The organism is Streptomyces sp. NPDC046727 (assembly GCF_040645635.1).
Classification (GTDB): domain Bacteria; phylum Actinomycetota; class Actinomycetes; order Streptomycetales; family Streptomycetaceae; genus Streptomyces.
Window position 1 is genome coordinate 14,180 of record NZ_JBEYYR010000047.1, and the last position, 25,654, is coordinate 39,833.

The following is a 25,654-nucleotide window of genomic DNA, read 5'->3' on the forward strand; positions in this document are numbered from 1 at the left end:
TCACAGGCGGCCGTACTGCGGGACGTACTAGGAGAGGTCACAGCGGATGCTCAGGCTGGGCAGGCGGGAATTCGGGCCGCACGAGCCGGTGATCATGGCGATCGTGAACCGGACGCCGGACTCCTTCTACGACCGAGGAGCCACCTTCCGCGACGAGCCGGCCCTGGCGCGCGTGGAGCAGGCGGTGGCCGAGGGTGCCGCGATCATCGACATCGGCGGGGTCAAGGCCGGTCCCGGCGAGGAGGTCACGGCGGAGGAGGAAGCGCGCCGGACGGTCGGTTTCGTCGCGGAGGTACGGCGCCGGTTCCCCGATGTGATCATCAGCGTGGACACCTGGCGGGCCGAGGTCGGCGAGGCCGTGTGCGAGGCGGGCGCGGATCTGCTGAACGACGCGTGGGGCGGGGTCGACCCGGGGCTCGCGGAGGTGGCGGCGCGGTACGGGGCGGGGCTGGTGTGCACGCACGCGGGGGGTGCGCAGCCGCGTACCCGCCCGCACCGGGTGACGTACGACGACGTCGTGGACGACATCCTGGAGGTGACGCTGGGGCTGGCCGAGCGGGCGGTGGCGCTGGGTGTGCCGCGCGAGTCGGTCCTCATCGACCCCGGGCACGACTTCGGGAAGAACACGCGGCACAGCCTGGAGGCGACGCGCCGGCTGGACGAGATGGTGGCCACGGGGTGGCCGGTGCTGGTGTCGCTGTCCAACAAGGACTTCGTGGGCGAGACGCTCGACCGGCCGGTGAAGGAACGACTCATCGGCACGCTGGCCACCACGGCCGTGTCGGCGTGGCTCGGCGCACAGGTGTACCGGGTGCACGAGGTCGCCGAGACCCGTCAGGTCCTCGACATGGTGGCATCCATCGCCGGACACCGTCCCCCCGCGGTGGCGCGCAGGGGGCTGGCGTAGACCCTTCAGCCGCGGGCGTGCCCGATGTGCCCGCTCAGCGGCCCGCTTCCTTGGAGACCAGGGCCACCGCTTCCTCCACGTCGTCGGTCACGTGGAACAGGAGCAGGTCCTTCTCCGCCGCCTTGCCCTGGGCGACCACGGTGTCCTTGAGCCAGGCCGCCAGGCCGCCCCAGTAGGCGCTGCCGAACAGGACGATCGGGAAGCGGGTGACCTTCTGGGTCTGGACCAGGGTCAGGGCCTCGAAGAGTTCGTCGAGGGTGCCGAGGCCGCCGGGCAGGACCACGAAGCCCTGCGCGTACTTCACGAACATCATCTTGCGGACGAAGAAGTAGCGGAAGTTGAGCCCGATGTCGACGTAGGGGTTGAGCCCCTGCTCGAAGGGCAGCTCGATGCCGAGGCCGACCGAGGTCCCGCCCGCCTCGCACGCACCCTTGTTGGCCGCCTCCATCGCGCCCGGGCCGCCGCCCGTGATCACCGCCCAGCCGGCTTCCACGAGCCCCCGGCCGAGCCGCACCCCCGCTTCGTACTCCGGCGAGTCCACGGGCGTACGCGCCGAGCCGAACACGCTGATCGCGGGAGGGAGTTCGGCCAGGGTGCCGAAGCCCTCGATGAACTCCGACTGGATGCGGAGCACGCGCCAGGGGTCCGTGTGGACCCAGTCCGTGGGCCCTCCCGCGTCCAGCAGCCGCTGGTCGGTCGTACTGGCGGTGACCTGGGACCGCCGTCGGAGGACCGGTCCGAGCCGCTGCTCGTCCGGCGGCTGCTTCTTCCCCGCGGGGTTGCCGGTAGCCATGTGCGCTCCCTCCGCTTGCCGGTAGTTCGATCTCAGACTAGATCCACCCGGGTTACGGAGGGGGGACAAGCGCATGTCCGCCGTGCGTGCGCCGAACGGGGTCCTTACGCGGTGAGCCAGTTCCGCAGCCGTTCCTCGCCCGCCAGGATCTTGGCGGTGTCCACGCGCTCGTCGCGCTTGTGGGCCAAGTGCGGGTTCCCGGGGCCGTAGTTGACCGCGGGGACGCCGAGCGCGGAGAAGCGGGAGACGTCCGTCCAGCCGTACTTGGGCCGCGGGGTGCCGCCCACCGCCTCGATGAAGGCCACGGCGGCCGGGTGGGAGAGGCCGGGCAGCGCGCCCGGGCTGTGGTCGTCGACCACGAACTCCTCCACGCCGCAGTCCGCGAACACCTCGTGGACGTGCGCGATCGCCTCCTGCTCGGTGCGGTCGGGGGCGTAGCGGAAGTTGACCGTGACCACGCACTCGTCGGGGATGACGTTGCCGGCCACTCCTCCGCCGATGCGCACCGCGTTCAGGCCCTCGCGGTACTCCAGGCCGTCGATCAGCGGCCGGCGCGGCTCGTAGGACGCCAGGCGGGCCAGGATGGGGGCCGCCGCGTGGATGGCGTTGGAGCCCATCCAGCCACGCGCCGAGTGGGCCCGCTCGCCCTTGGTCTTCAGCAGCACCCGCAGCGTGCCCTGGCAGCCGCCCTCGACCTCGCCGTCGGAGGGCTCCAGCAGGACCGCGAAGTCGCCCGCCAGCCACTCCGGATGGGCCTCGGCGACATGCCGCAGGCCGTTGAGGTCGGCGGCGACCTCCTCGTTGTCGTAGAAGACGAAGGTGAGGTCGCGGTTGGGGGCGGGGACCGTGGCCGCGAGGCGCAGCTGCACCGCCACGCCCGACTTCATGTCGCAGGTGCCGCAGCCCCACAGCACCCCGTCCCCGTCGAGCCGGGAGGGCACGTTGTCCGCGATCGGGACGGTGTCGATGTGGCCGGCCAGGATGACGCGCTCGGCACGGCCCAGGTTCGTGCGGGCGATCACGTTGTTGCCGTACCGGTCCACCGTCAGGTGCGGCAGGGCGCGCAGGGCGGCCTCGATCGCGTCCGCGAGCGGCTTCTCGGTGCCGCTCTCGGACGGGAAGTCCACGAGCTGCGCGGTGAGCGCGGCGGCGTCCAGCGTGAGGTCAAGCGAGGTGTCGGCCATGGCTCCGACCCTAGCGCGCGCCCTGCCGCGCCGGGGGTGTCCGGACCCGCCGTGAGGCTCCGGCAGGGCTCCAGTACCTTGTACGCGTGTCAGAGCCGTCCCCCACCCGTCCCAAGCGCCGCGGTCGCCTCTTCCGTTTCTCCGCGGCCCTGTTGGTCCTGTGCGGCGTCGTCGCGTACCTCGTGGTGCAGTACGTCACCGGAGGCGGCGGAGCGCGCGGCTGCACGGTGGTCTCGGCCTCCGGCGACGGGGCGTCGTACGAGTTCACGCCCGAGCAGGCGGTGAACGCGGCGACGATCGCCGCCGTCGGCACCGGGCGCGGGATGCCCGAGCGGGCGGTGACGATCGCGCTGGCGACCGCCCTGCAGGAGTCGGGGCTGCGGAACATCGAGCACGGCGACCGGGACTCGCTGGGCCTGTTCCAGCAGCGGCCCTCGCAGGGCTGGGGCACCGAGCGGCAGATCATGGACCCGGCGTACGCGGCGGGCATCTTCTACGCGCACCTGGACAAGGTGCCCAACTACACCGGCCTGCCGCTGACGGTGGCCGCGCAGCGGGTGCAGCGCAGCGGCTACCCGGAGGCGTACGCCAAGCACGAGCCGGACGCCACGCTGCTCGCCGCCGCGCTGACCGGGCGGGCGGCGGCCACGCTGACCTGCGACGGGCGCCCGCAGCGCACCTCCGAGGCGACCGGTCCGGACGCGGTACGGGCCGCGCTGGTACGGGACTTCGGACGGGACGCGCTGCAGGAGACCGGTGCGGAGGTGGGCGGGACGCCCGTGCCGTCGCCGTCTCCGTCGCCGAGCGTGACCGCGACCGCGCACGGGCGGACGGTGACCGTCCCGGTGCCCGAGGGCACGAAGACCGACGCGAGCGGGCGCGACGAGCGGGCGCGGGGCTGGCAGCTGGCGCAGTGGGCGGTCGCCAACTCCTCGGCGCTGCACATCGAGCGGGTGTCGTACGCGGGCCGGGAGTGGACCTCGGGCAGCGGCGGCGAGTGGAGGACCGTCTCCTCACAGGGGGCCGGCGGGGCGGAGAAGTCCGTGGGCGCGGTCCGGATCGTGGCCGGACAGTAGTACGGCGGATCACCCCTGCGGGTTGTGCGGCACCCGGAAGCGCGGCTGTCCGGGCGAATGCCGTGCCGGTTGTGGAAACCCTTGGAAATCAAGGGCGGGAAGGATTCTGCGGAGTCGCGGGAAGACGCTCTTTGCCCGTTTTTCTCCACACCCGATAATGCGATGCGTTATCCATTCTTTACCGGGGACGTCCGCAACCTTCGGGGGCTTCGAGCGGTAGTCACGGCGTCCGAGCCGGATCCGAGCCCGGACGCACATACCGTTCTCTCCCGTCGAATGGAGCATCATGTCCCTCCCTCTGACCCGCCGGATCGCCCGTGCCGCGCTGCTCGTCGCAGCGGGAGCGGCTGCCGGGGTCGGTGCGGCCGGCTCCGCCGGTGCGGCCACGACCCTGCCGGCGGCCTCCCCGAACCTGAGCGGTCTGACCACGCCGGACGCGACGCACGTCGCCGGAACCGTCGACGGTGCCGCGCAGAACGTCACCTCCCTCGCGGGCCACACCGGCGGCAAGGCGGTCGAGCAGGCGGTGCCCGCCGCGGGCAAGACCGGTGGCAGCGCCCTGAAGAAGGCCGCGCCCGCGGCGCAGCAGGCCGCGGGCGCCGCGGCCGGGACCGCGGCGGGTGTCCTGGGGGAGGCGGCCTCCGGCGCGACCAAGGGCGGACTGCCGACGTCCAACCTGCCGGTCAAGGGCCTGCCGCTCGGCTGAGCCCGACGGTGACCGCCGGCGGGGTCCAGGGTTCCTCTCCCTGGCCCCGCCGGCTTGTGTGTGCGGGGGCGGCCCTACGCCGTCAGGCGGGCCACCGCCGCCTGTACGCGTTCGTCCGTCGCCGTGACGGCCACGCGTACGTGGTTCTTGCCCGCCTCGCCGTAGAAGTCGCCCGGGGCCACCACGATGCCCAGCTCGGCCAGGTGGGCCACCGTCTCCCAGCAGGACTCGTCGCGGGTGGCCCAGAGGTAGAGGCTCGCCTCGCTGTGCTCGATGCGGAAGCCCTTGGCGAGGAGGGCGGCCCTGAGGGCCTCGCGGCGGGCCGCGTAGCGCTCGCGCTGCACCTGGACGTGGGCGTCGTCGCCGAGGGCCGCCACGACCGCGGCCTGCGTCGGCGCGGAGGTCATCATGCCGCCGTGCTTGCGGATCTCCAGCAGCGGGCCCAGGACGGCCGGGTCGCCGGCGATGAAGGCCGCGCGGTAGCCCGCCAGGTTGGAGCGCTTGGAGAGGGAGTGGACGGCGACGATGCCGTCGTAGGAGCCGCCGTTGACGTCCGGGTGCAGGACCGAGACCGGGTCGGCCTCCCAGCCCAGCTCCAGGTAGCACTCGTCGGAGAAGACGAGGACGTCGTGGGCGCGGGCCCAGGCGACGATGTCGGTCAGCTCCTGCTGGGAGAGGACCTTGCCCGTGGGGTTGGACGGGGAGTTCAGCCAGAGGAGCTTCAGGTTCGACGGGTCCAGCTCGCGCGGGTCGTCGTAGACCTCGTGGTCGGCGCGGGCGAGGCGGGCGCCGACCTCGTAGGTGGGGTAGGCCAGGCGCGGGTAGCCGACCTTGTCGCCGGGGCCGAGGCCGAGCTGGGTCGGCAGCCAGGCCACCAGCTCCTTGGAGCCGACGACCGGCAGGACATGGCGGTGGGTGACCCCGCGGGCGCCCAGGCGGCGCTCCAGCCAGCCGGTGATCGCGTCACGCAGCGCGGGGGTGCCCCAGACGGTCGGGTAGCCCGGGGAGTCGGCCGCGTCGATCAGGGCCTTCTGGATCAGCTCGGGGACCGGGTCGACCGGGGTGCCGACGGAGAGGTCGACGATGCCGTCCGGGTGGGCCGCGGCCGTCTTCTTGTACGGCTCCAGCTTGTCCCAGGGAAAGTCGGGAAGGCGGTCGGAGACTGCGGACACGATCAGTGGCTCACTTTCGTACGGGTGCGGCAAACGCCTCGGTCCCGTACGGCGCCGATCAGGGTGATCGGGCCGTACGGGACCGAGGCGGCGCGGTTGGGCCGCTTGGCGCTCAGACGGTCACTCGCCCTGCGGCGGCAGCGCGGCGACGAAGGGGTGGTCGCGCTCGATCAGCCCCAGCTTGCTGGCGCCGCCGGGCGAGCCCAGCTCGTCGAAGAACTCGACGTTCGCCTTGTAGTAGTCCTTCCACTCCTCCGGGACGTCGTCCTCGTAGAAGATCGCCTCGACCGGGCAGACCGGCTCACAGGCACCACAGTCGACGCATTCGTCCGGGTGGATGTACAAGGACCGGGAGCCCTCGTAAATGCAGTCGACCGGGCACTCCTCGATGCACGCCTTGTCCTTCACGTCGACACAAGGCTGCGCGATGACGTAGGTCACGCTGTCGTTCCTCCTCGATAGGGCGCTGGCGGGCCTCCTCAGGCCCGCCGCCTGGCGCGCGGGAGCGCGGCGTCGTCGATGCCCGCCCCTAGTATCTCCGTTCCGGAGCATGATCCGAACAGGAGGGGTGAACTGACCAGTGGAAATCTCGGCGACAGGACGCCTGGAAGTCCGAATCACCCCAGCTGACGTGGGGAAACGGGTATCTGTACGGCGCATGGGCGAACCCGGTGCCGGGCCCGAGAAGTTCACTGACACGGTGGGTGTTCTCACATCCTGGGACGGTGGCGTGCTCATGATCACACGGCGGGACGGCGAAAGGGTGAGAATCCCGGAATCCGCGCTGGTCGCGGGGAAGGTCGTGCCGGCCGCCCCGGCGCGTCGCAGGGGGCCCGCCGCCACGTACCCGGAGCTCGCGCGCATCGCCGCGCGTGCGTGGCGGCCGGTGGAGAGCGAGCGGCTCGGCGAGTGGGAGCTGCGGGCCGCCGTCGAGGTGGGGCCGCGCGATGGGGGTGCCCCCAGGCTTTCGGCGCTGGGGGAGCGTCCGGGAGGGGCGGTGGTCGGGCGACGGGCGGGCTTCACCCGGCGGGCCAACAGTGTGCTGCCGCTCGGTGACCCCGGTCTTCCGCTCGACGCGGCCCTGGAGGCCGTACGACGCTGGTACGGCGAGCGTGGCCTGCCCGCCTATGTGCAGACCGCGACCGGCGCTGAGGGCACGCAGGAGCTGCTGTGCGCGGAGCTGGAGCGGCGCGGCTGGGTGCGGGAGGTGACCGCCGGGCTGTGGACCGGTGCCCTGGCGCCGGTCGCGGACCGGGCCGAGGGCGCGGGTGTGGTCCTGTCCCGGACGGCGGACGAGGCATGGCTCGCGCGGTACCAGCGCAAGGGGGTGAGCGAGGTGGCCCTGCGGGTGCTCGGGTCGGGGCCCTCGGTGTGGTTCGCGTCCGTGCCCGGCGCCGGGCACGGGGAGCCGCCGGCGGCGATCGGGCGGTGTGTCGTGGACGGGCGGTGGGCCGGGTTCGCCGCCGTCGAGGTGGACCCCGGCCGGCGGCGGCAGGGGCTGGCCACGGAGGTGATGGCCGCGCTGGCCCGGCGGGCGCTGGACGAGGGCGCCTCGGCGGCCTGGCTCCAGGTGGAGGCGGACAACGAGGGCGGCCGGGCGCTGTACCGCGCGCTCGGCTTCACCCCGCACCACGCCTACCACCACTACCGGGCACCTGAGGAGCCGGGGACGCCCTCCGGCCCCGGACGGTCGTAGGAACCGCCGTGGAAGGGCATGAGCCTGCCATGCGTCATCCGTATCTGCCGCCGCCGTACCCGCCCCCGCCCGAGCGCTCCGCCGAGCTGCGCCGGCGGTTCGCCGAGGAGGCCCGGTCCGAGCGGCCGGACCTGTCGGCGCTGTGCCTGCTGATCGGCGCGGAGACCGACGGCTCGCTGGACGAGACGGGCATCGACGCCGCGCAGGCCGAGCTGGACCGCCTCGCGGGCGAGCTGCCGTACCGGCCGGGCGGGCCGCACGCCTGGGCGGAGGCCGTACACCGGCTGCTCGGCGGCCGTTACGCGTTCCACGGGACGCCGGGCGACTACCAGCGGCTGGAGTCCTCCCTGCTGCACGAGGTGCTGCGGCGGCGGCGCGGGCTGCCGATCCTGCTGTCGGTGGTGTGGCTGGAGGTCGCGCGCCGGGCGGGTGCCCCGGTGTACGGGGTCGCGCTGCCGGGACACTTCGTGGTCGGGTTCGGGGCGGCGGCGGAGCAGGTGCTGGCCGATCCCTTCGAGGCGGGCCGCGTGCTGACCGGGACGGACGCCGAGCTGCTGGTGGTGGGCGCCACGGGGGCGCCGCTGGACCCCTCGATGCTGGAGCCGGCGGCGCCGCTGGAGGTCGTCCAGCGGATCCTCAACAACATCCGCGCGTGGGCGGCGGCCCGGCCGGAGCGGTCGGACGTGGCGCTGCGGGCCGTGGAGCTGGCGCTGCTGATCCCCTCGCATCCGGCGCGGCTGCGCTACGAGCACGGGCAGCTGCTGGTGCAGCGCGGGGAGTTCGTCGCGGGTGCGCAGGAGCTGGAGTACTACGCCGACCTGATCGAGGTGGTGGACGAGCCGGCGGCGCGGAAGGTGCGGCAGGAGGCGAGCACGGCGCGCGCCAAGCTCAACTAGGTCACAGCCATCCCTTAGATCAAAGCCATCCCTTGTCCCGGGCGATCCGGACCGCCTCCGCCCGGTTGCGTACCGCCAGCTTCTGGATGGCCGTCGACAGGTAGTTGCGGACCGTGCCCTGGGAGAGGTGGAGGGCCTCGGCCAGTTCGGCGTTGGTGGAGCCGTCGGCCGCCGCGCGCAGCACCTCGCGTTCGCGCTCGGTGAGCGGGTTCGCGCCCTCGGCGAGCGCGGCGGCGGCCAGGGTGGGGTCGATGACCCGCTCCCCGGACAGGACCTTGCGGATCGCCTCGGCGAGCTGGGCGGCCGGGGCGTCCTTGACGAGGAAGGCGTCGGCGCCCGCCTCCATGGCGCTGCGCAGATAGCCGGGCCGGCCGAAGGTGGTGAGGACGACCAGCTTGACCCGCGGGAACTCCCGGCGCACCCGGGCCGCGGCCTCGATGCCGGTGCAGCCGGGCATCTCGATGTCGAGCAGCGCCACGTCAACGCCGTGCGCGCCGACGGCCGCGAGCACCTCGTCGCCGCGCGCGACCTGGGCGACGACCTCGATGTCGTCCTCCAGGCCGATCAGCGCGGCCAGCGCCTCGCGGACCATCGACTGGTCCTCGGCCAGCAGGACCTTGATCGTGCTCGTCATGGACCGGATCCTACGTCGGCCGCGGAGGCCGTGGGCACGCGGGCGACCAGCCGGAAACCGCGCCCCGCCCGGCCCGCCTCCAGGGTGCCGCCGGCCTTCTCCAGGCGCTCGGTCAGGCCGGTGAGTCCGTTGCCGGGCCCCTTGCCGGAACCGCCGGATCCGTTGTCCTCGACGGAGAGTTCGAGCACCGGCCCGTCCAGGGTCTGGCGGTGCAGCAGCCGGACGACGCAGCGGTCGGCGCCGCTGTGCCGGACCACGTTGGTGACCGCCTCGCGCAGCGCCCAGGCGAGGGCGGACTCGGCCTCCTCGGGCACGTCGGCGAGGTCGGGTTCGGCGGGCACCTCGGCGGTGACCCCGGCGGCGGTCAGGGCGACCTGGGTGCCGGCGAGTTCGGCGGCGAGGCGGGGCCGCCGGTAGCCGGTGACGGCCTCCCGGACGTCGACCAGCGCCTGCCGGCTGACCTGTTCGATGTCGGCGACCTGCTGGGCCGCCTTGTCGGGGTGGTCGGGCAGCATCCGCCCGGCCAGCTCGCTCTTCAGGGTGATCAGGGAGAGGGAGTGGCCGAGCAGGTCGTGCAGGTCGCGGGCGAGGCGGAGCCGTTCCTCGTTGGCGGCGAGCTGGGCGACGGTGGCCCGCGCCTTGCGCAACTCGATGGTGGTCCGCACCAGTTGGCCGACGCCGGTCATCGCGAAGCCGATGAGGAGGACCAGCAGGAGCAGGCCCCGGGCCTCCTTCTCGTCGGAGTGCAGGCCGATCAGGTACATCACCACGCCGGAGGCGGGGATGGCCCAGTAGGCCGCCCGCAGCGGCAGGGTGGCCCCCCAGGCGACCGACAGGTAGACGAAGAGGCCCAGCCAGGCGCTGCCGAAGGTGTAGGCGAGGACCGGGGCGAGCACACCGAGGATCCCGCCCAGCGTGAGCACGACGCGCGGGGAGAACGGCCGGCCGATGTTGCGGAAGACCAGCGTCAGGTAGACCCCGACGAAGACCGCGAGGCCGACCGAGCCGGCCGCGGTGGCGCCGGTGGAGTGCCCGCCGCCCACCAGGTCGTCGACCGGCGAGCTGAGGAAGACCAGCCACACCCCGATCCACAGCGTCTTGACCAGCAGCTCGCGCCGGTTGCGGGGCGGCCAGCCCACGGGCGTGTGCTTCGGCGTTCCGGCGTGCCGGTCTTCCGTCATCGTGCTCACGCCTTCAGCGTGTCCTTCCGGTACAGCCAGGCCGCGCCGCCCGCGAAGAGGACGAAGTAGACGGCGAGAACGGCGATGTCGGTCGTGTGCGGCGCCTGGCTCTGCTCGATCGCCCGTCCCAGTGCAGCGTACGCGTGCGTGGGCAGCCACTTGGCGATGTTCTGCAACCAGTGCGGGAAGGTGGTCGTCGGCATCCAGAGGCCGCCCAGCATGGACAGGCCGAAGTAGGTGATCATGGTGATCGGGCGGACCGCGTCACCGCTGGCGAGGTAGCCGATGGCGACTCCGAGCGCGGCGAAGACCAGGCTGCCGGCCCAGATCGCACCGCTGAGGGCGAGCCACTGCCACGGGTCGAGGTGGACGTCCTTCACCAGCGCGGCGACCACGAACACGATCACGATGGACGGCAGGCTGACCACGGCCGCGCTGGCGGTCTTGGCGAGGACGTAGCCGCGCCCGGGCAGTGTGGTCAGCCGCAGCTGCCGTACCCAGCCGCATTCGCGCTCCTTGGCGATGCGCTCGCTGTTGCCCATGAGCACGGCGGTCAGGGCGCCGAAGGAGGCCATGGAGACCATCATGTACGTCGGCAGGGTCAGGCCCGTGCCGTCGACCTCGGTGTGGTTGTCGGCGTTGCCCGCGATCAGCAGGAACAGCGCCGAGGGGTAGACCACGGAGAAGAACAGGAACTTGCGGTTGCGCAGGGCGCGGGTGAGCTCCAGCTTGATCAGACTGTTCACGACTGCTTCGCCTCCTCGGCGGCGGTGATGGCGACGAAGGCCTGCTCCAGGCCGAGCCCGGCGACTTCGAGGTTGCGGGGGTAGACGCCGAGGCCGTACAGGGCGTGGACGGTCGCGTCGGCGTCGGAGGACTGGATGCGGACGGTCTGGCCCGACACGTCGATCGAGGTGAGGAACGGCAGGGCGCGCAGGGCCGCCTCGTCGATCTCGCCCGCCAGGTCGAAGGCGACCCGCCGGGCACCCGCCTTGGCCTTGATCTCGGCAGCGGTGCCGTCGGCGAGGAGCCGGCCGCGGTGCAGCACCAGGACCCGGTCGGCGATGGCGTCGGCCTCTTCCAGGTAGTGGGTGGCGAAGAGGACCGTACGGCCCTGGTCGGCCTGCTCCCGCATGGTGGCCCAGAAGGCCTGGCGGGCGGAGACGTCCATGCCGGTGGTCGGCTCGTCCAGGATGATCAGGTCGCTGTCGCCGGCGGTGGCGAGGGCGAACCGGACCCGCTGGGCCTGGCCGCCGGAGAGCTTGTCGACCTTGCGGTCGGCGATCTGGGCGATGCCCGCGCGGGCCAGCACGTCGGGCACCGGGTACGGCCGCGGGTGCAGCGAGCAGGCCAGCTTCACCAGCTCGGCCACGGTGACCCCGTCCATCAGCCCGCCGCTCTGCAGCATGGCACCGACCCGGCCGGCGACGATCGCCTCGCGCGGGCTGGTGCCGAACAGGCTCACCGCGCCGCTGTCGGCGTGCTTGAGCCCGAGGAGCAGGTCCAGGGTGGTGGACTTGCCGGCCCCGTTCGGGCCGAGGAGGGCGACGGTCTCGCCCGGGTACAGCCGGAGCGAGAGGCCGTCGACGGCCCGCACGCTCCCGTACGTCTTGGTCACCTGGTCGAACCCGACCACCGGGGCGGTGGTGGCCGGTGCCGCTGTCGTCGTCATGCGTCCATGCTGTCCGGGAGGGCCCCGGGCCCGGCAGTGTCGGCGGTCCTGAGTGCCGGATGACAGATGTCATGCGGATCGGGTGACGGACACGGCGAGGGGGCGCCCTCGGCGGAGGACGCCCCCTGTGCGGTGACGGCTAGCTCGGGTTCGTGTCGATGACCGCGAGCCGGTTGGTCTTGCTCATCAGCGCCGGGCGCAGGGACGCGTAGACGTCCTCGGGGGTGACGGCGGTCTTCTTGCCGTTGCCACGGGTGATCAGCACCCCGTCGAACGCCCCGCCGTACAGCTGCTTCAGGGCGTTCAGGTCGGGCTTGTCGACCAGCTTGCCGTCGACGGCCGTGACCTTGAGGAACTTCCACAGCGAGTTCTGCGGGCTCAGCGGGACCGAGTGGGCCGCGTCCGTCTGCACGGTCACCCTGCCCGACATCGCCGGCTGCGCGAACTCCTTCATCATCCGGTCGACCTCGGCGTTCGAGACCGTCGGCTGCTTGGTGGTGCTCGGCACGGTGACCGGGGCCGCGCTGTCCGTCTCCACCAGCGTGCGGTACGCCTGCTCGACCGCCTGGGTGGACCGGCCGGCGTCGATGGCCTTGCCCGCCTTGCCGTAGACGGGCACGGCCTTGCCGGCCTCGAACGTGATGGTGCCCTCGGTGACCGAGCCCGAGCCGCCGCCGGACTGCTGGAGGGCGGCCTGGAGCTTCTCCTCGTCCACCGGCATGACCGGCTCGACCACGCGCTTCTGCCCGAAGAGCGAGCCGATGACGTGGACCGGGTTGTAGTCGCTCTTCGCGGCCTCGCTCACGGTGGCCTGGTAGTCGAACTGCAGGCCCGCCTTCTGGGGTGTGAGGGAGACCGTCTTGCCGCCGACGGACAGCTTCAGCGGCTTGTTCACCCGGCTGCCGAAGGCGTCGTCCAGCTTCTTGACGGCGTCGTCGCGGGTGCCGCCGCCGATGTCGACGCCGAGCACGGTGGTGCCCTTGGGCACGTCGGTGTGGTTCATCAGCAGTCCGGCGCCGTAGGCACCGGCCGCGACGACGACCACGCCGACGCCGAGCAGCACCAGCTTGCTGCGGCCCTTCTTCTTCGGCTTGGCCGCCTTGGGCGCGGGGGCCGGCTCGGGCTTGGGCGCCACGGGCACGGCCGGGCCGTCGGCGTGGCTGCCGAAGGGGGACTTGCCCGCGCCGGGGACGACCGGGATGCCGCTGGTGACGGTGTGCCCGGAGACGTTGTCGGCGGCCGGGGAGCGGTAGCCGGGCGCGCCCGGTTCCGGGGCCGGCTTCTGCGGGGTGAGGATCGCGGTGTCGTCGCTGAGGCCGCCGCCGGGGCCGAGCCCGGCCCCCGGTGCGCCGCCGGGGACACCGGCACCGGCGGGTCCGGCCGGTCCGTCGAGATCGGCGAGGTCCGCCAGCGCGCTGCGGGCGGGCAGGGTGCCGTGGCCGCCCGGGCCGGCCGGGCGGCTCTGGCCGCCGAAGCCGGCGCCCGCGGGGCCGTCGAAGGGCTCGCCGCCGAAGCCGCCGAGGCTGCTGTCGCCGGTGACGGGGCCGCTGGTGGGGCCGGCCGGGCCCTGGGGGCTGCCGGGGCCGCCGGAACCGCCGGGCCCGTTGAAGCCGCTGGCGCCGCCGGGGCCGCCGTGGGTACCGCCGTAGCCGCCGGAACCGCTCGCGCCCGCCGTACCTGCGCCGAAGCCGTCCGGGCCGCCGGTCCCCGGGGTGTTCTGCGCGGCGCTGTCCGGGCCGTTCTCCGAGAAGTACGGCAGGTCGTCCCGGCGGGGCTCGCCGGGCGTGCCGGAGCCGGGGCGGGAGCCGCCGCCCAGCGGGCCCGCGGTCAGCGCCTCGGTCACGTCGAAGGAGCCCGTGCCGCCGCCGTGGCCCGGGGCGACCGGGCCGCCGGTGGCACCGGGCAGGCCCTGGGAGGTCCCCCCGCCGGAGCGAGGGCCGCCGGGCACGCTCATGGAGCCGACGACACCGCCGGGACGGCCGCCGCCGGGGCGTGCGCCGGGGGTACCGGCGGCGCCGGGCGCACCCGGACCACCCGTACGGGGGCCCGGCGCGCCGGAAGCGGCGGAACCGCCGGGGATCCCGGCCCCGTTCGTGCCGCCGCCGGCCGGACCGCCCTTGCCGGCGCCGGACTTGCGGGGCGCGAACCAGTCGCTGGTCTTCTCCTCGGCCTGGGCGGCGGGCTCGGCCGGGGTCTGAGCGGGGGCGGCCGGGGCGGCGGGCGTCCGGTCGGCCGCGGGCCGCGGCTCCGCGGCGGGCGCCTCGTCGCCGGTGCCCTCGCCCTCCCCGACGGGCTTGCGCACGACGACCGGCGGGATCGGCCGGGATCCGGGGATGTTGATCCGGATCCGGGTCGTCAGCGTGGTCTCGGTCTTCTTCTCCTCCGGCCGCGTGCCCGAACGGCCCGCGTCCGTACCGTCGTCGGAAGCCATGGGGGTCCCGTACGGCGGCGTGCCGGAGGGGTATGAGGCTCCGCCGCGCCCGTTGGGCCCGGTGGACGGAGTGTCAGTTTCACGACTCAAGGCAGGTTCTCCCAGTTGGCTCCACCGCCCGTTACGACCTCGCGGGCGGCTCGGCGGCGCGCACCACCATACTGGCCACTTCTGGCGCGTATCCCATGACCGCTGAGGAAACCCACACCGGACTCGCACGTGCGTCGCACGGCGAAGTGGTACGTCACTTGCCAAGTCGGGCGGGGCCGCCGCCGGGTTGCCGTCCGGCGCCAACGGTGGCGCAGATCACAGCGAGGGCCATGCCGCCGAGCAGGAAGAGATAGGAGCCGCCGCCCGCGCCGAACAGGAAGTCGCCTTCCGGGCGCGTGGTGGTGAGCAGGATGACGGCCACGATCCAGCCCGCCGCCGGCGCGACCGCCCCGCTCCGGCTCGCGGTGCCGTACGAACCGCCGAGGAAGACCCCGGCGGCGCCCGCGAGGGCGAGCAGCAGCCCGCCGGGGAACCAGGCGGCCTGCACCAGGGCCCCGGCGAGGCCCACGAGCGCGCCGAGCAGGAAGAGGCCGACGTGGGCGGCGGCCCGTCCCGCGGAGGGCGGGCGCAGTGGCTGGGCGAGCATCGAGCCCGGTCCGCCGTCGCTCATGACGCCTCCTCGGCGCCGGCGAGGACGCCGGCGAACAGGTCGGTCTCCCCGCGCAGCCCCTGCCCGCGCACCAACTCGTAGTACTCGGTGGTGAACAGCGGCTGGGCGAGTTCGTTGGAGAGCGCGAAGTACGGCTCGGCCACCTCGATCTGGGTGGCGTGGGCGCGCATCGCGGCGGCCTTGGCGGCGGCGTACGCGCTGCCGTCGATCGCGGTGGTGATCCGCGCGTCGTCGACCACGCCCGGCACGTCGTCCACGGTCGCGCTCTTGTCGAACGGGAGTGCGGACAGTTCGTCCTGGAGGCGGGCGAATCCGGCTTCGGCGACGGAGCGCGGGACGCGGTTCCAGTACACCTTGTCGATCCGGTGGCCCCGCTCGGCCGCGAGGTCGACGGCGCGCATGGCGACGCGGTGGGCCTGGATGTGGTCCGGGTGGCCGTAGCCGCCGTTGTCGTCGTACGTCACGAGGACCTGCGGACGGACCTCCAGGATCACGTCGGCGAGCCGGCCGGCGGCCTCGTCCAGGTCGGCCTGCCAGAAGCAGCCGGGGTCGTCGTTGTCGGCGAGGCCCGTCATCCCGGAGTCGCCGTACCGCCCGGCGCCGCCGAGCAGCCGGCCGTCCGTGACGCCGAGCGCGGCCAGGGCGGCACTCAGCTCGCCGCGCCGGTGGGCGCCCAGCGCGGGGCCCGTCAGATGCCGCAGCTCCGGCGGGATGACCTCGCCGCGCTCCCCCAGGGTGCAGGTGACCAGGGTCACATGGGCACCCTCGGCCGCGTACCTGGCCATGGTCGCGCCGTTGTTGATCGACTCGTCGTCCGGATGCGCGTGCACCAGGAGCAGACGCCGGTCAGGGAGATCCGTCATGGGACCCACCCTACGAGGTCCCCGCCCCGCCCCCGGTGACGGCGGCCGTCAGAACTTGATGCTGCCGATCATGCTGGCGACGTTGGTCGTCAGCTCGCTGATCGTGGGTGCGACGGTGGAGGAGGCGAGGTAGAAGCCGAGCAGGATGCAGACGACGGCATGGCCGCCCTTCAACCCCGACTTCTTGATCAACAGGAAGACGATGATCGCCAGCAGCACCACCGCCGAAATCGAGAGTGCCACGGCGGCTCACCTCCAAAGATCCCAGGGACGCGGGTTCTAGATCAGTTGAGCAAATCCATGCAGACGCCAGCAGGTTCATACCCACTCTGCGGTAGTGATCATAACTATCCGTACTCGCGCATCGGTCGGCGCACGGCCGCACAAGGGGGCGCATGGCCAATATGGTCGGGGTATGACGACCGAGGCTGACTCCTTCCCCCGTCGGCACGCCCGGACCCAGCGGTTCACGCTCGGCGCGCCGCGTGCGTTCACCGTGGCACCCGACGGTTCGCGTGTCGCGTTCCTGCGTTCCGGCTCCGGCACCGACCGGGCCAACTCCCTGTGGGTACTGGATCTTCCGGACGGCACCGAGCGCCTGGCCGCCGATCCGCGCGTGCTCCTCCAAGGCGCCTCCGAAGAGCTGTCGGCCGAGGAGCGGGCGCGCCGGGAGCGCAGCCGCGAGGGCGCCGCCGGCATCGTCGGCTACGCCACCGACAGCGCCGTGGAGTTGGCGTCTTTCGCCTTGTCAGGGCGGCTCTTCACGGCGGAGCTGCGGGCCGGCACGGCGCGTGAACTCCACGTCCCCGGGCCGGTGATCGACCCCCGCCCGTCCCCCGACGGGCGGCACATCGCGTACGTCGCCCAGGGCGCGCTGCGCGTGGTGGGCGCCGAGGCGGAGGGCGACCGGGCGCTGGCCGAGCCGGAGTCGGCGGAGATCACCTACGGTCTCGCGGAGTTCATCGCGGCCGAGGAGATGGGGCGTTCGCGGGGGTTCTGGTGGGCGCCGGGGTCGGACCGGCTGCTCGTGGCGCGCGTGGACGACACGCCGGTACGGCAGTGGTGGATCGCGGATCCCGCCCACCCGGAGCGTGAGCCACTCAACATCCGCTATCCGGCGGCGGGTACGCCGAACGCGGACGTACGGCTGTACGTCTGCGGCCTGGACGGGACGCGCACGGAGGTGGCCTGGGACCGGGCGCGCTACCCCTATCTGGCGCGTGTGCACTGGTCAGAGGGGGGTGCGCCACTGCTCCTCGTGCAGGCGCGGGATCAGCGCAGCCAGCTGTACCTGGCGGTGGACCCGGACACGGGGGCCACCCGGATGGTGCACGCCGATGAAGATCCAACTTGGCTGGAACTGTTCGCCGGTGTGCCCTGCTGGAGCCCCTCCGGGCAGCTTGTCCGGATCGCGGACGAGGGTGGCGCACGGGTCCTGACGGTCGGCGAACGGCCCCTGACCAGCGGTCAGTTGCACATCCGCGCGGTCCTGGACGTGGGTTCGGACGACGTACTCGTTTCCGCCTCGGCGGGCACGGAGGCCGAGGCGCCGGAAATTGGCGAAGTCCATGTGTACCGGGTGAACGAACTCGGCATGGAACGCCTGTCGCAGGAGCCGGGCGTGCACACGGCGGTGCGCTCCGGGGGCGTGACCGTCCTCGTCTCCGCCGCGCTGGACCGGCCGGGCGCCCGGGCCCAGGTGCTGTGCGACGGAAAACCCGCGACCACTGTCCGGTCGCACGCGGAAGATCCTGGTCTGTCCCCGCGCGTGACGCTCACCCAGGGGGGCGCACGCCGAATTCCGTGCGCCGTGCTTATGCCACGGGACTACCCCGGTGACACTCCCCTGCCGGTACTCCTGGACCCCTACGGCGGTCCGCACGGCCAGCGGGTGGTGGCCGCGCACAACGCCCACCTCACCTCCCAGTGGTTCGCCGACCAGGGCTTCGCGGTGATCGTCGCCGACGGCCGGGGCACCCCGGGCCACTCGCCGGCCTGGGAGAAGGCGATCCGGGACGACCTGGCGGCCGTGGTGCTCCAGGACCAGGTCGACGCGCTGCACGCGCTCGCCGAGCGCTACCCGCTGGACCTGGACCGGGTGGCGATCCGGGGCTGGTCCTTCGGCGGCTATCTCGCGGCGCTGGCCGTGCTGCGCCGCCCGGACGTCTTCCACGCGGCGGTGGTCGGCGCGCCCGTCACCGACCTGCGGCTGTACGACACCCACTACCAGGAGCGCTACCTCGGCGACCCGGGCGAGCAGCCGGAGGTCTACCGCCGCAACTCGGTGGTCGGCGACGCGGGCCTGGTCGACCCGGCCGAGCCGCACCGCCCGATGATGGTCGTCCACGGCCTTGCGGACGACAACGTGGTCGTCGCCCACTCCCTGCGCCTCTCCTCCGCCCTGCTGGCCGCCGGCCGCCCGCACGAGGTGCTGCCGCTGTCCGGGGTCACCCACATGACCCCGCAGGAGACGGTCGCCGAGAACCTGCTCCTGCTCCAGCTGGACTTCCTCCGGCGCTCCCTCACCCGGCCGGACGCCCGTGAAGTGCGTTAACAAACAGGCAACTCCACGGAAGCGGTACCGATATACGGACACGGGACGCTGATCAGCGTACGGCCGTGCGGGTGCCGTGAAGCGGGCCGGGATGCGCCATGTCATCCCGGCCCGTTGCCGTTCGGCCGCGGCTCCTCGGCCGGTGCGCCCGGCGCGGGGCGCCCGAGCACCACGGCCTCCTCCGCGAAGTGGCACGCCGAGGCGTGGGCCGCGGGACCGGACGTACCCCGGAAGACCTCGGGGACCGCCAGCGCCGGGACCTCCACGACGCAGCGCTGCTGCGCCTTCCAGCAGCGGGTGCGGAACCGGCAGCCGGAGGGGATGTTCGTCGGCGAGGGCACGTCCCCGGCGAGGATGATCCGCTCGCGGCGTTCCCGGGCCTCGGGGTCGGGCACCGGCACGGCGGAGAGCAGGGCCTGCGTGTAGGGGTGGGTCGGGTGGTCGTAGATCTCGGTGTCCCGTCCGATCTCCACGATCCGGCCCAGGTACATGACCCCGACCCGGTCCGCGATGTGCCGGACGACGGACAGGTCGTGCGCGATGAAGACGTACGACAGGTCGAACTCCGACTGGAGCCGGGCCAGCAGGTTGATCACCTGGGCCTGGACGGAGACGTCCAGCGCGGAGACCGGTTCGTCGGCGACGATGATCTCGGGGCGCAGCGCCAGTCCCCGGGCGATGCCGATGCGCTGCCGCTGGCCGCCGGAGAACTGGTGGGGGTAGCGGTTGACGTACTCGGGGTCGAGGCCGACCACGTCCAGCAGCTCTCGCACCCGGCGGCGCCGGTCGCCCTTCGGGGCCGCCTCGGGGTGGATGTCGTACGGCTCCCCGACGATGTCGCCGACCGTCATCCGGGGGTTGAGCGAGGTGTACGGGTCCTGGAAGACCATCTGGATGTTGCGGCGCACGGCCTTCAGGGCCCGGCCGGACAGCCGGGTGATGTCCTCGCCCTTGAACCGGATCGCGCCGGCCGTCGGGCGCTCCAGGTTGCAGAGCAGCTTCGCGACCGTCGACTTGCCGCAGCCGGACTCGCCCACGATGCCCAGGGTCTCGCCGCGGCCGAGGGTGAAGTCGACGCCGTCGACCGCCTTCACCGATCCGATCTGCTTCTTGAAGAGGACGCCACGGGTCAGCGGGTAGTGCTTGACGAGGCCGCTCACCTCGAGGAGGGGCTCAGCCATCGAGGCACTCCCGCCAGAAGTGGCAGGCGCTGCCCCGGCGGTCGGACACCTCGTACAGCGGGGGTTCGTCGGTGCGGCACACGTCCTGGGCCATCGGGCAGCGGGGGTGGAAGGAGCAGCCCGGCGGGACGCGCATGAGGTTCGGCGGGAGGCCCTTGATGGCGTACAGCTCCCGCCCCTTCCGGTCCAGGCGGGGGACGGAGTCCAGCAGGCCGCGGGTGTAGGGGTGGGCAGGGCTCTTGTAGATGTCGTGCACGGGCGCGGACTCGACGATCTTCCCCGCGTACATCACCGCGATCCGGTCGGCGACGTCCGCGACGACACCCAGGTCGTGGGTGATGAGGATGAGCCCCATGCGGTACTCGCGCCGCAACTCCGCGAGCAGGTCCATGACCTGGGCCTGGACGGTGACGTCCAGGGCGGTGGTCGGCTCGTCGGCGATGATGAGCGCCGGTTCCAGGGCCAGCGCCATGGCGATCATGATGCGCTGGCGCATACCGCCGGAGAACTGGTGGGGGTAGTCCCGCACCCGCTGGGCCGCGGCCGGGATGCGTACCCGCTCCATCAGCTCGACGGCCCTGGCCCGCGCGGCCTTCCTGGACATCCCCCGGTGGACGACGAACATCTCCCCCAGCTGGTCGCCGACGGTCATGACGGGGTTGAGGGCGGACAGCGCGTCCTGGAAGATCATCGCCATTCCGGCGCCCCGGATCCTCCGCCGCTCCTCCCCCTTCAGCTTCAGCAGGTCCTGCCCCCGGAACAGGATCTCCCCGCCGGTGATCCGCCCCGGCGGCATGTCCAGGATCCCCATCACGGCCTGCGCGGTGACGGACTTGCCCGACCCGGACTCACCGAGCACGGCGAGCGTCTCCCCCGCGTCCACGCTGTAGCCGACCCCGTCGACGACGTGCGCGACCCCGTCCCGGCTCCGGAACTCCACGTGCAGATCCCGCACTTCGAGCAGCACGGCACCATCACCTCAGCTTCGGGTCGAGGGCGTCGCGGACCGCGTCGCCGAGCATGATGAAGGCCAGGACCGTGATGGCCAGGGCGCCCGAGGGCCACAGCAGGGCGTGCGGGGCGTTACGGACGTAGGGGGAGGCGGCGGAGATGTCGATGCCCCAGGAGACGCTGGGCGGTTTGAGGCCGACGCCGAGGTAGGACAGGGTCGCCTCCAGGGCGATGTAGGTGCCGAGCGCGATGGTCGCGACGACGATCACCGGTGCCACGGCGTTCGGGGCGATGTGCCTCAGCAGGATGCGGGCGTCGGAGGCGCCGAGGGCGCGGGCGGCCTGGACGTAGTCGTTCTGCTTGGCGGTGATGACCGAGCCGCGCGCGATCCGGGAGATCTGCGGCCAGCCGAGCAGCACCATGAACCCGATGACCGGCCAGACCGTATTGCTGGTCACCACGGAGAGGAGGACGAGACCGCCGAGGACGACCGGGATGGCGAAGAAGATGTCGGTGACCCGGGACAGCACCGAGTCCCAGATCCCGCCGAAGTAGCCCGCGAGTCCGCCGAGCACCGACCCGAGCAGGGCCACCCCGAGCGTGGCGCACAGGCCGACCGTGACGGACGTACGGGCGCCGTAGACGGTGCGTGTGTAGACGTTGCAGCCCTGGCCGTCGTACCCGAACGGGGCGCCCGGTGCCGAGCCGTCCTGGGCCTTGGCCAGATCGCACGTCAGGGGGCTGCCGGAGGCGATCGCCGAGGGCCACAGGGAGATGAGGACCAGGAAGAGGATGACCAGCGCGGAGAGCAGGAAGACCGGGTTGCGGCGCAGGTCCCGCCAGGCGTCGGACCACAGCGAGCGGGGTCGGTCCACCGGGCGCGGGACGCCGGGTCCGGCCGGTGTCGGCTCCAGCGTGACCGCCTCGCTCGCGCCGAGGTCCATCGCGCCGCCCATGCCGGTGCCGGCGATCGCGCGCTCGGGCTCGTACGGCTGCTCAGGCATAGCGGATCCTCGGGTCGAGTACGGCGTACAGCAGGTCGACGAGGAGGTTGGCGACCAGGAAGACGAGGACGAGGACGGTCACGAAGCCGACGACCGTCTGGGTGTTCTGGCGCAGGATGCCCTGGTAGAGCTGGTAGCCGACGCCGTGGATGTTGAAGATCCGCTCGGTGACGATGGCGCCGCCCATCAGCGCGCCGATGTCGGTGCCGATGAAGGTGACCACGGGGATGAGGGAGTTGCGCAGCAGGTGCCGGGTGACGACCCGGTGCCGGGGCAGGCCCTTGGCGATGGCCGTGCGGACGTAGTCGGACCGTTTGTTCTCCGCGATGGAGGTCCGGGTCAGCCGGGTGACGTAGGCGAGCGAGACGGAGGCGAGGACCAGGCCGGGGACGATCAGCTCGTCGAACGTGCCGCCGCGGACCGAGGGCCGGATCCACTGCCACTTGATGCCGAGCAGCAGTTGCAGCAGCAGACCGGTGACGAAGGTCGGGACGGAGATCACCACCAGGGTGGCCAGCAGCACCCCGGTGTCGACGGGCCGGCCGCGCCGCAGCCCGGTCACGACACCCAGCGTGATGCCGACGGCGATCTCGAAGAGGACGGCCACGACGGTCAGCCGGACGGTGACCGGGAACGCCGTCGCCATCAACTCGGTGACCGGCTGCCCGTTGAAGGCCGTACCGAAGTCGCCGGTGAAGACCTTCCCCATGTAGGTGAGGTATTGCTGCCACAGCGGCTTGTCGAGGCCGAACTCCCGCTTCAGCTGGGCGGCCGTCGCCGGGTCGCAGGCCCGCTCCCCGCACAGGCCGGCGACGGGATCGCCCATCACGTTCACCATCAGGAAGATCAGCAGCGTGGCCCCGACGAACACGGGGACCATCTGGAGGAGCCGCCGCAGGACGTAGCGCCCCATGCCGGCTCAGCCGACCTTGATCTCGTTGTAGACGGGGACGCTGAAGGGGTTGAGCGCCACGTGGGACAGCCGCTCGGAGTAGCCGGCGTTGCCGTTCTGGTACCAGAGCGGGATGGCGGCCATGTTGTCCCGCACGACCTTCTCGGCCTGCTGGAAGCCTGCGATCGCCTTGGCGGTGTCCGTCTCGGCGTTGGCCCGGTCGACGAGCCGGTCGAACTCCTTGTCGGACCACTTGCCGTCGTTGGAGGAGGCGCCCGTGTAGTAGAGCGGCTGGAGAAAGTTCTGGATGAGCGGGTAGTCCATCTGCCAGCCCGCCCGGAACGGACCGGTCATCTTGTGCTGTCCGAGCTGGTTGCGGAAGTCGGCGAAGGTGCCGACCGGGTTGCCGACGCAGGCCCTGTCGTCGCCGAGCGCGTTGTTGATGGAGTTGCACACCGCGTCGATCCACTGCCGGTGCGAGCCGGTGTCGGCGTTGTACGTGATGGTGAGCCGGCCGCCGGGGATCCCGCCGCCCTCCTCGATCAGCTTCTTCGCCCGGGCGGGGTCGTAGTCGCACGCCCTGCCGCACAGGCCGGCCTTGAAGCCGCCGTCCGTGCCGAGGACCGGGGAGGTCCAGTCGGTGGCCGGGGTCCGGGTCTTCCGGAAGATCGTCTGGGTGATCTGCCTGCGGTTGATCGCCATGGACAGGCCGGTGCGGACCTTCGCCGAGCCGGGCTTGTCCCAGGCCTTGTCGTAGTAGGGGAAGGCGAGGGTCTGGATGATGCCCGCGGGGGTGTTGATGTAGCGGTCGCCCAGGTCGCCCTTGACGTTCTTCAGCTGTGCGGCGGGGATGTCGTCGACGAGGTCGAGGTTGCCGGCCAGCAGGTCGGTGTAGGCGGTGTTGCTGTCGGTGTAGACGAGGAGGGTCACTCCGTCGTTCCGCGCCTTGTCCGGACCGGGGTAGCCGTCCCACTTCCGCAGGTACATCTGCGAGCCCTTCGTATAGGACTCGATGGTGTAGGGGCCGTTGCCGACCGGCCTGCGCACCCAGGCCGCGTGGTCGGTGAAGAACGCCCGGGGCAGCGGGGCGAAGGCCGCGTAGCCGAGGGTGTCGGGGAAGCCGGAGAACTTCTGGTTCAGCCGGACGGTGAAGGTGTGGTCGTCGAGCACCTTCAGTCCGGACAGGGTGTCGGCGCTCTGTGCGCCGCTGTCGGGGTGGACCTTGTCGTACCCCTCGATGTAGCCGAAGAAGTAGGCGTTCTTCTGGTTGTTCCTCAGGCTCGCCCCGTAGTTCCAGGCGTCCACGAAGGAGCGGGCGGTCACCTTCTCGCCGTTGGAGAAGGTCCAGCCGCGCTTGATCCGGACGGTGAAGTTCCGCGAGTCCCTGGTCTCGATGGACCGGGCCAGCCAGTCCTGGGCCTTGCCGGTCCTCGGGTCGTACTTCTTCAGGCCCCGGAAGATCATGTCGAGGACCTTGCCGCCCTGCACCTCATTGGTGTTGGCCGGCTCCAGCGGGTTCTGCGGATCTCCCCAGGAGGAGCTGAGCACGGCGCCGCCGTTGCCGCCGGCTGAGCCGACGCCCCCGCAGCCGGTGGCCGCGAGCGCCATCGCCGTCGCACCGGCGGCCCATCGGGCGGGCGTGGGTCCACGCATGGCGTGCCTCCTCCGTGAGCCTTGAGCGATGTTCGGTCGATATCGACACATACCGCGCACAGCTCATCCGCGCTGCCCGATTGAGCCGCCTTTAGAGGGACACGTCATCCGAATGCAGGCACAGTCCGGCCGGCACCCGGATGATCTTGGGTGTCCGGCGCAATAGATCTTCGGACAACGATGCCGAAACGTTGGATTGGGACGTGGCGATGTACGCATTTCGACACTCCACCGTCCGCATATCGAACTCCTTGCCCGTTTCGCCCAATTGGTCCGATGTGAAGCACGGATTGATTACGGCGCGCTACCCGCGTAGCTACGGATTGATCAAGAGCGAGTAAAGAAGGTAAAGAGACAACCAAGGCGGTCGAGAATTTATTGACCTTGAATGAATTGCGTTGAAAAAGTCCGGCGTAGCCCGTAGGGGAGCGCCCTGCGGAGCCTTGACCCACAAGGCACGGAGCATCATGACCCCCGCAACCCCTTCCCCGGCCACCCCACTCGAGGTGACCGACGAAGACAGCGCCGCATCGGCGAAGCCCGGCACCCCCAAGGGCAGCGAAAGCCGCTCTCCGGGACGGCTGGCCTGGACCCGCTTCAAGCGGGACCGGACGGGCGTCATATCCGCCTTTGTGGTGATCTTCTTCTTCGCCATCGGCATCCTGGCGCCGCTCATAGCCAAGCTGTACGGCAAGGACCCGTACACCACCTACGGCATGAACATCCCGGGCCTGCTGAACGAGTTCAACTACCCGGTCAAGCCCAACGGCGGCATCAGCTCCGACTTCTGGTTCGGCATCGAGCCGCAGCTCGGACGGGACGTCTTCACGTTCCTGCTCTACGGCATCCGCAACTCCCTGCTGATCGCGACCGTGGCCGCCCTGCTGACCACCCTGCTGGGCGTGGTCATCGGCATCACAGCCGGCTACCTGGGTGGCAAGACGGACTACTTCGTCGGCCGGGTGATCGACATCCTGCTGGCGTTCCCGCAGACCCTCTTCTTCATCGCCTTCTGGCCGGTGGTCCTGGCGATCTTCGTCTCGCCCGAGGAGAACACCCCGGTCTGGCTGACCGTCACCAGCCTCATCCTCGTGATGACGGCCTTCGGCTGGGCCTCCATCGCCCGTCTGCTGCGCGGCGAGGTCCTCGCCCTGCGCGAGCGGGAGTTCGTCGAGGCGGCCAAGGTCACCGGCGCCTCCCGTGCCCGGATCATCTTCAAGGAACTGCTGCCCAACCTGTGGACGCCGATCCTGATCCAGTCCACGCTTCTGCTCCCCACGTACGTCACTGCGGAAGCGGGCCTCGCCTTCGTCGGCGTCGGTCTCACGGATCCCACCCCCGACTGGGGCGTGATGATCCAGAACGGCGCCAAGGTCTACCAGGACGACATCACCTTCATGCTCTTCCCGGGCCTGTCCATGGTGATCTTCGTCGTCGCCTTCAACCTCCTCGGCGACTCGGTCCGCGACGCTCTGGACCCCAAGACCAAGCGCTGACGCTCCATCCCCGGCCACGGCGACGGGGCCCGGCCGGGGTCCAGCACCACT

General features: G+C 71.9%; 24 protein-coding genes. 7 read left to right on the top strand and 17 right to left on the bottom strand.

Annotation, left to right across the window (positions count from 1 at the left end; translation table 11 throughout):
- The first annotated feature begins 46 nt into the window (after window positions 1–46).
- Complete coding sequence (gene folP, locus ABZ937_RS37710) at window positions 47–907, top strand: dihydropteroate synthase (RefSeq protein WP_361698982.1); 861 nt, start codon at window positions 47–49, stop codon at window positions 905–907.
- A gap of 34 nt (window positions 908–941) precedes the next feature.
- Here folP and ABZ937_RS37715 read toward each other — a convergent pair whose 3' ends face one another.
- The gene (locus ABZ937_RS37715) at window positions 942–1,700 is read right to left on the bottom strand and encodes a TIGR00730 family Rossman fold protein (RefSeq protein WP_361698984.1); all 759 of its coding nucleotides are present in this window, start codon (window positions 1,698–1,700) and stop codon (window positions 942–944) included.
- A 104-nt stretch (window positions 1,701–1,804) separates the two neighbouring features.
- Window positions 1,805–2,884, bottom strand: a complete 1,080-nt coding sequence (dapE, locus tag ABZ937_RS37720) for a succinyl-diaminopimelate desuccinylase (protein WP_361698986.1) — start codon at window positions 2,882–2,884, stop codon at window positions 1,805–1,807.
- Window positions 2,885–2,970: 86 nt separating this feature from the next.
- Between dapE and ABZ937_RS37725 the strand changes: the two genes are divergently transcribed.
- On the top strand, window positions 2,971–3,960 hold the full coding sequence (locus ABZ937_RS37725) for a heavy metal transporter (RefSeq protein ID WP_361698988.1): 990 nt from the start codon (window positions 2,971–2,973) through the stop codon (window positions 3,958–3,960).
- Window positions 3,961–4,246: 286 nt separating this feature from the next.
- Window positions 4,247–4,666, top strand: a complete 420-nt coding sequence (locus ABZ937_RS37730; protein WP_361698990.1) for an ATP-binding protein — start codon at window positions 4,247–4,249, stop codon at window positions 4,664–4,666.
- A gap of 74 nt (window positions 4,667–4,740) precedes the next feature.
- Here the strand turns inward: ABZ937_RS37730 and ABZ937_RS37735 are convergent, their stop codons facing one another.
- Window positions 4,741–5,838 carry a bifunctional succinyldiaminopimelate transaminase/glutamate-prephenate aminotransferase gene (locus tag ABZ937_RS37735; RefSeq protein ID WP_361698992.1) on the bottom strand — a complete coding sequence of 366 codons (1,098 nt, stop codon included), beginning with the start codon at window positions 5,836–5,838 and terminating at the stop codon, window positions 4,741–4,743.
- 120 nt (window positions 5,839–5,958) lie between these two features.
- Window positions 5,959–6,279: a ferredoxin gene (gene fdxA, locus ABZ937_RS37740; RefSeq protein WP_023546973.1), complete on the bottom strand. Its 321-nt coding sequence runs from the start codon at window positions 6,277–6,279 to the stop codon at window positions 5,959–5,961.
- A gap of 139 nt (window positions 6,280–6,418) precedes the next feature.
- Here fdxA and ABZ937_RS37745 point away from each other — a divergent pair, with 139 nt between their 5' ends.
- Window positions 6,419–7,534 (top strand): GNAT family N-acetyltransferase, encoded by a 1,116-nt coding sequence (locus tag ABZ937_RS37745; protein WP_361698995.1) that lies wholly within the window; start codon window positions 6,419–6,421, stop codon window positions 7,532–7,534.
- 29 nt (window positions 7,535–7,563) lie between these two features.
- Complete coding sequence (locus tag ABZ937_RS37750) at window positions 7,564–8,430, top strand: transglutaminase-like domain-containing protein (protein WP_361698997.1); 867 nt, start codon at window positions 7,564–7,566, stop codon at window positions 8,428–8,430.
- A gap of 19 nt (window positions 8,431–8,449) precedes the next feature.
- On the opposite strand, the gene ABZ937_RS37755 is transcribed toward ABZ937_RS37750, so the two are convergent.
- The 8 genes from ABZ937_RS37755 to ABZ937_RS37790 all read right to left on the bottom strand — a co-directional run bounded on the left by ABZ937_RS37755 (window position 8,450) and on the right by ABZ937_RS37790 (window position 16,115).
- Window positions 8,450–9,064, bottom strand: a complete 615-nt coding sequence (locus tag ABZ937_RS37755; protein WP_361698999.1) for a response regulator transcription factor — start codon at window positions 9,062–9,064, stop codon at window positions 8,450–8,452.
- Window positions 9,061–10,245 (bottom strand): histidine kinase, encoded by a 1,185-nt coding sequence (locus tag ABZ937_RS37760; protein ID WP_361699076.1) that lies wholly within the window; start codon window positions 10,243–10,245, stop codon window positions 9,061–9,063. The genes ABZ937_RS37755 and ABZ937_RS37760 overlap by 4 nt, the downstream gene beginning before the upstream one ends.
- A 5-nt stretch (window positions 10,246–10,250) precedes the next feature.
- On the bottom strand, window positions 10,251–10,991 hold the full coding sequence (locus ABZ937_RS37765) for an ABC transporter permease (RefSeq protein WP_361699001.1): 741 nt from the start codon (window positions 10,989–10,991) through the stop codon (window positions 10,251–10,253).
- Window positions 10,988–11,917, bottom strand: coding sequence for an ABC transporter ATP-binding protein (locus ABZ937_RS37770; RefSeq protein WP_361699003.1), 930 nt, complete (start codon window positions 11,915–11,917; stop codon window positions 10,988–10,990). The genes ABZ937_RS37765 and ABZ937_RS37770 overlap by 4 nt, the downstream gene beginning before the upstream one ends.
- 139 nt (window positions 11,918–12,056) lie before the next feature.
- The gene (locus ABZ937_RS37775) at window positions 12,057–14,438 is read right to left on the bottom strand and encodes a hypothetical protein (RefSeq protein ID WP_361699005.1); all 2,382 of its coding nucleotides are present in this window, start codon (window positions 14,436–14,438) and stop codon (window positions 12,057–12,059) included.
- A 154-nt stretch (window positions 14,439–14,592) separates the two neighbouring features.
- Complete coding sequence (locus ABZ937_RS37780; RefSeq protein ID WP_361699007.1) at window positions 14,593–15,009, bottom strand: DUF6113 family protein; 417 nt, start codon at window positions 15,007–15,009, stop codon at window positions 14,593–14,595.
- Window positions 15,006–15,872, bottom strand: a complete 867-nt coding sequence (gene mshB / locus ABZ937_RS37785) for an N-acetyl-1-D-myo-inositol-2-amino-2-deoxy-alpha-D-glucopyranoside deacetylase (protein WP_361699009.1) — start codon at window positions 15,870–15,872, stop codon at window positions 15,006–15,008. Before mshB ends, ABZ937_RS37780 begins: the two co-directional genes overlap by 4 nt.
- Window positions 15,873–15,920: 48 nt before the next feature.
- Window positions 15,921–16,115: a hypothetical protein gene (locus ABZ937_RS37790; protein ID WP_030649813.1), complete on the bottom strand. Its 195-nt coding sequence runs from the start codon at window positions 16,113–16,115 to the stop codon at window positions 15,921–15,923.
- 172 nt (window positions 16,116–16,287) lie between these two features.
- Here ABZ937_RS37790 and ABZ937_RS37795 point away from each other — a divergent pair, with 172 nt between their 5' ends.
- Window positions 16,288–18,426 (top strand): prolyl oligopeptidase family serine peptidase, encoded by a 2,139-nt coding sequence (locus tag ABZ937_RS37795; RefSeq protein WP_361699011.1) that lies wholly within the window; start codon window positions 16,288–16,290, stop codon window positions 18,424–18,426.
- Between the two features lie 101 nt (window positions 18,427–18,527).
- Here the strand turns inward: ABZ937_RS37795 and ABZ937_RS37800 are convergent, their stop codons facing one another.
- Genes ABZ937_RS37800 through ABZ937_RS37820 form a run of 5 tightly spaced genes read right to left on the bottom strand, consistent with a single transcriptional unit; the run spans window position 18,528 to window position 24,107 of the window.
- Complete coding sequence (locus tag ABZ937_RS37800) at window positions 18,528–19,607, bottom strand: dipeptide ABC transporter ATP-binding protein (RefSeq protein WP_361699013.1); 1,080 nt, start codon at window positions 19,605–19,607, stop codon at window positions 18,528–18,530.
- Complete coding sequence (locus ABZ937_RS37805) at window positions 19,600–20,574, bottom strand: ABC transporter ATP-binding protein (protein ID WP_361699015.1); 975 nt, start codon at window positions 20,572–20,574, stop codon at window positions 19,600–19,602. The genes ABZ937_RS37800 and ABZ937_RS37805 overlap by 8 nt, the downstream gene beginning before the upstream one ends.
- Window positions 20,575–20,581: 7 nt before the next feature.
- Window positions 20,582–21,562, bottom strand: a complete 981-nt coding sequence (locus ABZ937_RS37810; RefSeq protein WP_361699017.1) for an ABC transporter permease — start codon at window positions 21,560–21,562, stop codon at window positions 20,582–20,584.
- On the bottom strand, window positions 21,555–22,475 hold the full coding sequence (locus tag ABZ937_RS37815; protein WP_361699019.1) for an ABC transporter permease: 921 nt from the start codon (window positions 22,473–22,475) through the stop codon (window positions 21,555–21,557). The genes ABZ937_RS37810 and ABZ937_RS37815 overlap by 8 nt, the downstream gene beginning before the upstream one ends.
- Window positions 22,476–22,481: 6 nt before the next feature.
- On the bottom strand, window positions 22,482–24,107 hold the full coding sequence (locus ABZ937_RS37820) for an ABC transporter substrate-binding protein (RefSeq protein ID WP_361699021.1): 1,626 nt from the start codon (window positions 24,105–24,107) through the stop codon (window positions 22,482–22,484).
- Between the two features lie 467 nt (window positions 24,108–24,574).
- Between ABZ937_RS37820 and ABZ937_RS37825 the strand changes: the two genes are divergently transcribed.
- Entirely contained in the window at window positions 24,575–25,603 is a 1,029-nt protein-coding gene (locus tag ABZ937_RS37825; protein WP_361699023.1) for an ABC transporter permease, read from the top strand.
- Window positions 25,604–25,654 lie beyond the last annotated feature (51 nt).

Bases quoted from the DNA above. Each gene is read 5' to 3' on its own strand.
- ABZ937_RS37825 (WP_361699023.1), top strand. From the start codon at position 24,575: ATGACCCCCGCAACCCCTTCCCCGGCCACCCCACTCGAGGTGACCGAC.
- ABZ937_RS37810 (WP_361699017.1), bottom strand. From the start codon at position 21,562: ATGCCTGAGCAGCCGTACGAGCCCGAGCGCGCGATCGCCGGCACCGGC.
- ABZ937_RS37820 (WP_361699021.1), bottom strand. From the start codon at position 24,107: ATGCGTGGACCCACGCCCGCCCGATGGGCCGCCGGTGCGACGGCGATG.
- dapE (WP_361698986.1), bottom strand. From the start codon at position 2,884: ATGGCCGACACCTCGCTTGACCTCACGCTGGACGCCGCCGCGCTCACC.
- ABZ937_RS37815 (WP_361699019.1), bottom strand. From the start codon at position 22,475: ATGGGGCGCTACGTCCTGCGGCGGCTCCTCCAGATGGTCCCCGTGTTC.
- mshB (WP_361699009.1), bottom strand. From the start codon at position 15,872: ATGACGGATCTCCCTGACCGGCGTCTGCTCCTGGTGCACGCGCATCCG.
- ABZ937_RS37780 (WP_361699007.1), bottom strand. From the start codon at position 15,009: ATGAGCGACGGCGGACCGGGCTCGATGCTCGCCCAGCCACTGCGCCCG.
- folP (WP_361698982.1), top strand. From the start codon at position 47: ATGCTCAGGCTGGGCAGGCGGGAATTCGGGCCGCACGAGCCGGTGATC.
- ABZ937_RS37755 (WP_361698999.1), bottom strand. From the start codon at position 9,064: ATGACGAGCACGATCAAGGTCCTGCTGGCCGAGGACCAGTCGATGGTC.
- ABZ937_RS37795 (WP_361699011.1), top strand. From the start codon at position 16,288: ATGACGACCGAGGCTGACTCCTTCCCCCGTCGGCACGCCCGGACCCAG.
- ABZ937_RS37750 (WP_361698997.1), top strand. From the start codon at position 7,564: ATGCGTCATCCGTATCTGCCGCCGCCGTACCCGCCCCCGCCCGAGCGC.
- ABZ937_RS37730 (WP_361698990.1), top strand. From the start codon at position 4,247: ATGTCCCTCCCTCTGACCCGCCGGATCGCCCGTGCCGCGCTGCTCGTC.
- ABZ937_RS37770 (WP_361699003.1), bottom strand. From the start codon at position 11,917: ATGACGACGACAGCGGCACCGGCCACCACCGCCCCGGTGGTCGGGTTC.
- ABZ937_RS37800 (WP_361699013.1), bottom strand. From the start codon at position 19,607: ATGGCTGAGCCCCTCCTCGAGGTGAGCGGCCTCGTCAAGCACTACCCG.
- ABZ937_RS37715 (WP_361698984.1), bottom strand. From the start codon at position 1,700: ATGGCTACCGGCAACCCCGCGGGGAAGAAGCAGCCGCCGGACGAGCAG.
- ABZ937_RS37760 (WP_361699076.1), bottom strand. From the start codon at position 10,245: ATGACGGAAGACCGGCACGCCGGAACGCCGAAGCACACGCCCGTGGGC.